This window comes from Actinacidiphila sp. bgisy144, from assembly GCF_057708105.1.
In genome coordinates this window covers 1-1,709 of record NZ_JBYIRM010000093.1, presented here as the reverse complement: position 1 = coordinate 1,709, position 1,709 = coordinate 1, and the positions used below count along the sequence as shown (strand labels likewise).

Below are 1,709 nucleotides of genomic sequence, written 5' to 3'. Positions count from 1 at the left end.
GCTGGCTGCGGTGCTGGGTGCTGATGAGCCCGAGGTCCGCATCAGTTCCGGGGATGGGACTGTGGCGGTGTTCGGGCGTCGGCTGGTCCGGGCGGGTGCGTCCGGGGATCTGGTGCTTCCCGCTGGTTCGGGTTGGCGGGTGGAGGTGGCGGAGCCGGGTAATCTGGGCAGTGCTGCTGTGGTCGATGCTGCTGAGGCGGGCGTGGCGTTGTTGCCGGGTCAGGTGCGGGTGGGTTTGCGGGCGGCGGGTGTGAACTTCCGCGATGTGGTTGCCGGGCTGGGAATGGTTGCGGACGGTCGAGTGCTGGGTGGGGAAGGCGCGGGGGTGGTGCTGGAGGCCGGGCCGGGGGTGGATGGTCTGGTGGTGGGTCAGTCGGTGATGGGTTTGGTGCCGGGGTGGGGGCCGGTGGGGGTGGTGGACAGTCGGCTGGTGGCTGCGGTGCCGCGGGGGTGGTCGTTCCAGGAGGCTGCTGCGGTGCCGGTGGGGTTCTTGACCGCGTTTTATGCGTTGCGGGATCTGGCTCAGGTCCGTCCCGGTCAGCGGGTGTTGATCCATGCCGGTACCGGCGGGGTGGGCACGGCTGCGGTGCAGTTGGCTCAGGAATGGGGTTTGGAGGTCTTCGCGACTGCGAGTCCGGCCAAGCAAGTCGCGTTGCGGGCGATGGGGATCGATGAGAGCCACATTGCCTCGACGCGTGATCTGGCGTTTGGTGAGCGGTTCTTGGCCGTGACCGGTGGTGCGGGCATGGACGTGGTCGTCAATGCTCTGGCGGGGGAGTTCACGGACGCGTCGTTGCGGTTGTTGCCGCGTGGTGGGCGGTTCGTCGAGATGGGCAAGACCGATATCCGTGATGCCGAGCAGGTCGCCCAGACATACCCGGGAGTGGTCTACCAGGCATTCGACCTGATGGACGCCGGCGAGCCGCGGATCGCGGAGATGTTCGCCGAGTTGGGAGTGATGTTCGAGGCCGGGATACTGAAGCCGCCGCCGGTGACGTGCTTCGAGCTGTCGCAGGCCGTGGCGGCGCTGCGTCATCTGCAGGCCGCCCGGCACATCGGCAAGGTCGTGCTGAACGTCCCCGCCGCCTGGGACCCGCAGGGCACCGTCCTGGTCACCGGTGGCACGGGGACGTTGGGTGGGGAGTTGGCCCGGCACCTGGTCACCGTCCGCGGCGTGCGGCGTCTGGTGTTGTTGTCGCGGCGGGGTCCGGCGGCGCCGGGGGTGGCTGGTCTGGTTGCGGAGTTGGCTGAGCTGGGTGCGGAGGTGCGGGTGGTGGCCGGCGATGCCGCCGACCGTGGGGCTTTGGCGTCCGTGCTGGCCAAGATTGCGGTCGAGCGTCCGTTGACGGCGGTGGTGCACGCCGCGGGTGTGATCGACGACGCGACGGTGGAGTCGTTGACGCCGCAGCGGATGGCGACCGTCCTGTCGGCGAAGGTTGACGCGGCGTGGAACCTGCACGAGCTGACTGAGGACGCGGGCTTGGCCGGGTTCGTGCTGTACTCCTCGGCTGGGGCGGTCATGGGCAGCGCGGGACAAGGCAGCTACGCCGCGGCGAACGCGTTCCTGGACGCGCTGGCTGTCTATCGCCGGTCACGTCACCTTGCCGGCCAGTCGCTGGCGTGGGGCCTGTGGGAACAGACCTCGGAGATGACCGAGCAACTGGAGGGCGCGGGCTTGTCCCGTCTGCGCCGCGGCGGCATCGAGCCGA

General features: G+C 69.5%; 1 protein-coding gene. It reads left to right on the top strand.

All coding sequences use genetic code 11. The features are described 5' to 3' along the window. Window positions 1–139 precede the first annotated feature (139 nt). On the top strand, window positions 140–1,709 hold a 1,570-nt coding region (locus AC3EVP_RS36820; protein WP_435138130.1), incomplete at its 3' end, for an MDR/SDR family oxidoreductase.